We start from the raw sequence: 6,135 nt of genomic DNA on the forward strand, positions 1-6,135 counted from the left end.
AAACAGGCAGGTATGGGAAGAAAATGAAAATCTTCGCATATCTGCCTGTGATACTGTTATGATACTATTTCTGTTCGTTATTGGAAAATTTCTGTGTTAAAAGTTCATCTCGTTTACGGATTCGTGTCTCAAAATCCAGTTCTTCAATTTCTTTATGGGTGACAGGTTTGGAAGTGTAGTATTCCAACGTCTGCTTTTTCCACATATCAAACATATCTTTGCCTGTGAAATAAGATTCCAGGCTTTCTCTGTTCTCCTGCAGATCAGCAAGAAAATTACACATATCTGCGTTTAAAGAATGTTCAGGATCATTTCCATAAAAGCGAAGTCCGGCATACCATTTCTGTGTTTCTGTTTCTATATCACCGGGAAGTTTATTATTTATATCCAGTTCATACCGGAGTTCATTGGATTCATTCATCTGCAGTAAAACCCAAAGAATATCGCTGAGAGTAGAAATCTGTACTTTATTTTCAGATAATCCAAATAACCAGTCCAGTGAGACATGAAATTTCTGAGCAATAGTCAATAACACATCATTGGAGGGAGTAACCACACCATTTTCATAACTGGATAAAGTTGACTGACGTATACCAATAGCTGCGGAAAAGTTTTTTTGATTCATCTTCAGATCAGTTCGCAGCTCTTTTATTTTTTCTGAAATAGATGATTCCTGCATATTATCCACCTCCTTAAAAGCTATGATTAGTATATCACAAATGATAAAAATCAACAATATAGAAAAATATCATTCATGATGATAAAAATTATTGACAATGATTATTTAAAATGATATAGTATCAGTGAAAATGATAATTATAGACAAGGAGGAAATGATATGCAGAGACAGAACTATATGATTACAGCGGAAGAAGTTGCAGAGAGCATGGGGATTTCACTTGGATATGCTTACAAGCTGCTTCGCAAACTGAACAAAGAGCTTGCAGATCAGGGATATGTAACCGTTGCGGGCAAGATACCGAGGGCATTCTGGGAAAAGAAATTTTATGGATATTCCCAGATTGCAATGTAAGGGGGTGAGAAAGTATGGCAGCATACAAAGATGAAGAAAGAGGAACCTGGTATGTTTCATTTTATTATGAGGACTGGACAGGAGCCAAAAAGCGAAAAGTAAAAAGAGGATTCCGTACTAAGAAAGAAGCATTAAATTTTGAAGCGGAGTATAAAAGAACAGCGAAAGCAGACATGGATATGACAATGGGAGAGTTTGTAGAAGTCTACTTCCGAGACAAGTCTCAGTCATTGAAGGACAGGAGTATCAAGAACAAAAGAGATACGATGAATGCTCAACTGTTACCGTATTTTAAGGACAGACCGATGAACAGTATCACACCAGCAGAGATTATCCAGTGGCAGAATACGATTATTGAAAAAGGATATTCAGATGATTATCTGAAAACAATACAGAATCAGATGACGGCATTGTTTAATCATGCGAAGAATATCTACAATCTGGCAGATAATCCTTGTGACAAAGTAAAACGTATGGGAAAGACTTCAAAAAAGAAAATGAAGTTTTGGACAATTGAAGAATATCGGCAGTTTATGACCGGAATAGAACCGGGAAGCAAATATTATGTGCTGTTTGAATTATTATTCTGGACAGGAGCGAGAGAAGGCGAAGCACTCAGCATTACACCTGCTGACATTGATTTTGAAAAGAATCTACTTCATATCAATAAAACTTACTACCGTATGCATGGAGAGGACGTGATTACATCTCCCAAAACAGAAGAATCGAACCGTACGATTTCCATACCGGAATTTCTGAAAAAAGAGATTCAGGACTATATTAGCAGACTGTATGAGTTGCCCGAAGATGAACGGATTTTTCCAATGGTTCATGAAGCGGTACAGCATAAGTTAAAACAGGTGGTTCAAAAGACCGGAGTAAAAAAGATAAGAGTACACGACATTCGTCACAGTCATGCGGCATTTCTGATCAATAAGGGAGTGCAACCATTGATGATTAAAGAAAGGTTTGGACATACGGACATTCGCATTACATTGAATACTTATGGGCACTTATATCCAGATCAGCAGAAAGTGGTGGCAGATATGCTGGATGATGAAAATATAAAAAGCTCCGGAAGTACGAACAACCGGAGCAATGTGACAAATGGGGACGAATCCACAAATGTCAACCCTAGACAAGTTGATTATATCAGGGATTCTTCCAGAGAACAACAGATAATTGGCGAGAATAGTTTGAAAAATGGAGGAATTTATGGAACAGAGAAATGAGAATAAAACAGAATTGAAAATGATAAAGATGTCAGATGTCCAGTCCCAGACAGTGGACTGGCTCTGGTATCCATTTATCCCTTATGGGAAATTAACGATCATTCAGGGTGATCCGGGCGATGGAAAAACTACGCTGATATTAAATATTGCAGCGAGATTGTCTAAAGGAGAAGGTCTGGATAACGATATGAAAGTAACAGAACCAGTAAAGATTATTTATCAGACAGCGGAAGATGGGCTGGCAGATACGGTAAAACCCAGACTGGAGCTGGCAGAAGCGGTCTGTGAAAGAATCATGGTTATAGATGAAACAGAAAAATCACTTTCCATGATAGATGAGAGACTGGAAACTGCTATCAAACGGACTGGTGCGAGAGTGCTTATTTTAGATCCGATTCAGGCATACCTTGGAGGAACAATGGATATGAACCGGGCAAATGAAGCAAGGGATATGACAAAAAGATTGAGCTTGCTGGCAGAAAAGTATAAATGTGCAATTTTATTAATCGGACATATGAATAAAGCTGGTGGAAATAAAGCTGCATATAGAGGAATGGGTTCGATTGACTTTTTTGCAGTAGCCAGAAGCGTATTACTGGTAGGAAGAATAGAGGGAGAACCGGACTTAAGAGCAGTGGTTCAGATTAAAAATAATCTGGCTGCATTTGGACATTCCAAAGCATTTCGCCTGACAGAAACCGGATTTGAGTGGATAGGTGACTATGAAATCACAGCAGATGAGGTGCTTGGTGGAATTGCTCCAAAGGTAAATAAACTGGAACAGGCAAAAAAGATGCTGAGGGAACTGGCAGAAACATCAACTTCTGTGCAAAGCAGTGAAATCTTTGATATGGCAGAAGATTTGAATATTTCTAAAAGAACACTGGAAAATGCAAAAAAGGAACTTGGAATTAAGGCAAGACGAATCGGTAATTCCTGGTATTGGGATTTAAATAAAGTTAAGCCGGAATAAATTAAGGGTGCAACATTGCAGAGTATATAGAAAATGCGGAATTAAAATGCAAGGTTGCAATCTGTAAAGACATTGCAGTGTTGCGTCCTTACATAAATTGTAAGAAGGTGAGAACTTGAAAAACGTTATGATTCCAGAGGAGTTATTTGGAAAGATTATAAAATATCATTTACTGGATCAGGAACAGGAAGCAGATGATATAAGAAAAGGTCTGGAAAAAAAGCTGGATGCAATGGTAAATCGTGAGGCATACAGTAAATTCAAAACTGCGCCAACAGAAGAAGAACGGGAAAAGTTCCGGCAGGAGTATCTGGACAGAAAAGGAATGCAAGAGAGCTTTCGATGGTAACAGTTCGTGTTGATTACCTTTTTACAGGAGCGTGTCACGCCCCTGTGAGAAGTAAACAAGAAGAAAGTTGGTAAGGCGCATACGGAAAGCTGAGGCTGGACGGTGAGGTTGCTGTAAATTTGATAGTTGTGAAGAAGGGAGAACGATTCGATGAAGCAGGGAAGATTAGGATATAACAGTAGCAATGACAAATATGGGTTATTAGCCTCGGACTTATGGATTGATACGGGATTTCACTGTGGAGAAGGTCTTGAGGTGCTGGTCGATGATAAGTGGGTAAGGACAAGAATGGAGATGAATCCAGCAAGAGAATGGTATCTGGTTGGAATGCCATACTGTGGAGATCTGGAATATGTGCAGGCAAGAATACCGGAATAATTTAGTCGAGAGAGTAACGAAAGAGATAAAATAGCCCCCGGCAGGGCGCAAGGGTACTTTTGATGGACGGAACGGCTGTCGAAAGTGCTTTTGCGTTACTTTTGACAAAAGTAACAAAACCGCCGTATCCGGCGAAGATTTCTTTTTATACTATAGCTGGTAAAGATACAAATTTATGTGCCATGTCTGGCACTGGTTTTAGAAAGTGGGGTGACGAACATGACGCTGAAACGAACAATTAGTGGTATGATCGGGACAGGTTCTCTGGCTCATAACAGAAGGGAATTTATAGCAGAAAATGTTGATTCAGACAGAGTGCAACTAAATATTTGCTATCAGAATGAGAATTTAAAAGAAGTTTATAAAGAACTGTTTGATGAAGCTGTAGAACGATATAATATCGGGAAAAGAAAAGATAGACAGATTACAAATTACTATGAAAAAATCCGGCAGGGAAAACAAGAGAAGTTGTTCCACGAAGTAATTTTTCAAATTGGAAATCGAGAAGATATGGCTGTCGGAACAGCAGAAGGAGATCTGGCTGTAAAAATACTGGATGAATATGTAAAGGACTTCCAGAAGCGGAATGCAACGTTACGGGTATTTGGGTGTTATCTACATCAGGATGAGTCTACTCCACATTTACATATTGATTTTATTCCTTATGTGAATGATTGGAAAGGAAAAGGAATGGACACCAGAGTTTCGTTGAAACAGGCATTAAAAAGTCTTGGATTTCAAGGTGGAAATAAGCATGATACAGAGTTGAACCAGTGGATGAACCATGAAAAAAAGGTCCTGGCAGAGATTGCAAAACAGCATGGCATTGAATGGGAACAGAAAGGTACTCATGAGGAACATTTGGATGTTTATAACTTCAAGAAGAAAGAGCGAAAAAAGGAAGTACAGGAGCTGGAGCAGGAGAAAGAGTATCTAACTGCAGAAAACGAAGAACTGACAGCACAAATTGCGGAATTCAGAGCAGATATCCAGATTTTAAAAGACGATAAGGAACAGGCAAGCAGGGAGAAACAAGAAGCAGAACAAAGGGCAGAGGACGCAGAAAAAGAAGTAAAAAGTCTGGAAGAGCGTCGAGATGTGCTGCAGCCGATTATGGATAATGCCAGTAAAGAAATAAAAGAATATGGAATGATTAAGACGTTTTTACCGGAGGCAGGAACATTTGAACGTGCAGTACCTTACAGAGAAAATAAAATCAAGCCATTGTTTATCAAGATGAAGAATCAGATTGCTGCATTAGCTGGAAAGGTTGTAGAACTTAACAAAACGATAGAAAGCTGGAAAAACAAATATCAAAAATCTACGGAGAAATGTGATGATATCCAAACGCAGTTAGATGATGTGCGTAAAGAAAATGGAAAATTATCAAATGATAATCAACGTTTACAAGAGATTTCGGACAGATATGACAGAGTGGTGCGTATTCTGGGAATGGAAACTGTAGAGGATGTGGTGCAGCAGGACATTAAAGAACAAAGGGCACTGGAAGAAAAACGGCGAATGGAGCAAATGCCAAAGGGAAGCGTTCTGAAACAGTTGGAATGGGCAACTCAAAAGAGCCAGATTGAAAACCAACAACGTAAGAAAAATAAAACAAAATACAAAGGATTGGAGATTTAGACTATGAAAAAACAGATTTATGATGAGAAAAATGGAATGAGCTATACGTTGCATGGAGATTACTATTTGCCGGATCTGGTTTTAAGAGAAGAAGAACCTACATATGGAAAATATGGAATGTTACGAAAGCAGTTCTTAAAAGAACACAGATCAGCAAGATATCAATACATGTTATTGACCGGAAAATTGAATGAACATCTGAATCAGATCGATCAGGAAGTCAGAGAACAGGTGGAAACGCTTATGGAACAGATGACAGAAAAACAGGGTGTAACTGAAGAATTAAAGGCACAGGATCAGATGAAGTGGGTTAGGTTAATGAATAATATAAAAGCCAGTGCAGAAGAGATTATATTGAAAAACATGGTATATGTGTGAGATCGTTCTTTTACACTTTTGTATATATTAGAATAGCACTTTAGAAAGCACTATGGTAAAATAAAGTGAAGGTAAATCGTTAAGGAAAGAATCGAAGGTGGTGCAAACGAAAAAGCAGTATGGAGACTTTTCATTAACTGCCCTTTCGTTT

General features: G+C 38.4%; 8 protein-coding genes. 7 read left to right on the forward strand and 1 reads right to left on the reverse strand.

From position 1 onward, the window contains the following. Window positions 1-64: 64 nt before the first annotated feature. Entirely contained in the window at window positions 65-679 is a 615-nt protein-coding gene (locus AB5618_RS17430) for a helix-turn-helix domain-containing protein (RefSeq protein ID WP_070100139.1), read from the reverse strand. A 159-nt stretch (window positions 680-838) separates the two neighbouring features. Here AB5618_RS17430 and AB5618_RS17435 point away from each other — a divergent pair, with 159 nt between their 5' ends. The 7 genes from AB5618_RS17435 (at window position 839) to AB5618_RS17465 (ending at window position 5,984) form a co-directional block, all read left to right on the forward strand. Continuing rightward, a complete protein-coding gene (locus AB5618_RS17435; RefSeq protein ID WP_055053915.1) occupies window positions 839-1,033 on the forward strand; it encodes a hypothetical protein in 195 nt (64 codons plus the stop codon). Between the two features lie 14 nt (window positions 1,034-1,047). Next, the gene (locus AB5618_RS17440) at window positions 1,048-2,265 is read left to right on the forward strand and encodes a site-specific integrase (RefSeq protein ID WP_117468400.1); all 1,218 of its coding nucleotides are present in this window, start codon (window positions 1,048-1,050) and stop codon (window positions 2,263-2,265) included. Beyond that, window positions 2,249-3,238 (forward strand): AAA family ATPase, encoded by a 990-nt coding sequence (locus AB5618_RS17445; protein ID WP_117468399.1) that lies wholly within the window; start codon window positions 2,249-2,251, stop codon window positions 3,236-3,238. Before AB5618_RS17440 ends, AB5618_RS17445 begins: the two co-directional genes overlap by 17 nt. A 115-nt stretch (window positions 3,239-3,353) precedes the next feature. Further along, complete coding sequence (locus tag AB5618_RS17450) at window positions 3,354-3,587, forward strand: complexin-2 (protein ID WP_330384890.1); 234 nt, start codon at window positions 3,354-3,356, stop codon at window positions 3,585-3,587. A gap of 150 nt (window positions 3,588-3,737) precedes the next feature. Continuing rightward, complete coding sequence (locus tag AB5618_RS17455) at window positions 3,738-3,965, forward strand: DUF5348 domain-containing protein (RefSeq protein WP_148463543.1); 228 nt, start codon at window positions 3,738-3,740, stop codon at window positions 3,963-3,965. Between the two features lie 219 nt (window positions 3,966-4,184). Continuing rightward, complete coding sequence (locus tag AB5618_RS17460) at window positions 4,185-5,606, forward strand: plasmid recombination protein (RefSeq protein WP_148463542.1); 1,422 nt, start codon at window positions 4,185-4,187, stop codon at window positions 5,604-5,606. Window positions 5,607-5,609: 3 nt separating this feature from the next. Beyond that, window positions 5,610-5,984 (forward strand): TnpV protein, encoded by a 375-nt coding sequence (locus AB5618_RS17465; protein WP_117754057.1) that lies wholly within the window; start codon window positions 5,610-5,612, stop codon window positions 5,982-5,984. Window positions 5,985-6,135: the final 151 nt, after the last annotated feature.

It is taken from the genome of Ruminococcus sp. J1101004sp1_RTP21198st1_B9_RTP21198_201120, from assembly GCF_040924245.1.
In the GTDB taxonomy this organism is placed as follows: Bacteria; Bacillota; Clostridia; order Lachnospirales; family Lachnospiraceae; genus Blautia_A; species Blautia_A faecis.

Coding starts and splice junctions, on each gene's coding strand:
- AB5618_RS17460 (WP_148463542.1), top strand. CDS start 4,185: ATGACGCTGAAACGAACAATTAGTGGTATGATCGGGACAGGTTCTCTG.
- AB5618_RS17435 (WP_055053915.1), top strand. CDS start 839: ATGCAGAGACAGAACTATATGATTACAGCGGAAGAAGTTGCAGAGAGC.
- AB5618_RS17465 (WP_117754057.1), top strand. CDS start 5,610: ATGAAAAAACAGATTTATGATGAGAAAAATGGAATGAGCTATACGTTG.
- AB5618_RS17430 (WP_070100139.1), bottom strand. CDS start 679: ATGCAGGAATCATCTATTTCAGAAAAAATAAAAGAGCTGCGAACTGAT.
- AB5618_RS17445 (WP_117468399.1), top strand. CDS start 2,249: ATGGAACAGAGAAATGAGAATAAAACAGAATTGAAAATGATAAAGATG.
- AB5618_RS17455 (WP_148463543.1), top strand. CDS start 3,738: ATGAAGCAGGGAAGATTAGGATATAACAGTAGCAATGACAAATATGGG.
- AB5618_RS17440 (WP_117468400.1), top strand. CDS start 1,048: ATGGCAGCATACAAAGATGAAGAAAGAGGAACCTGGTATGTTTCATTT.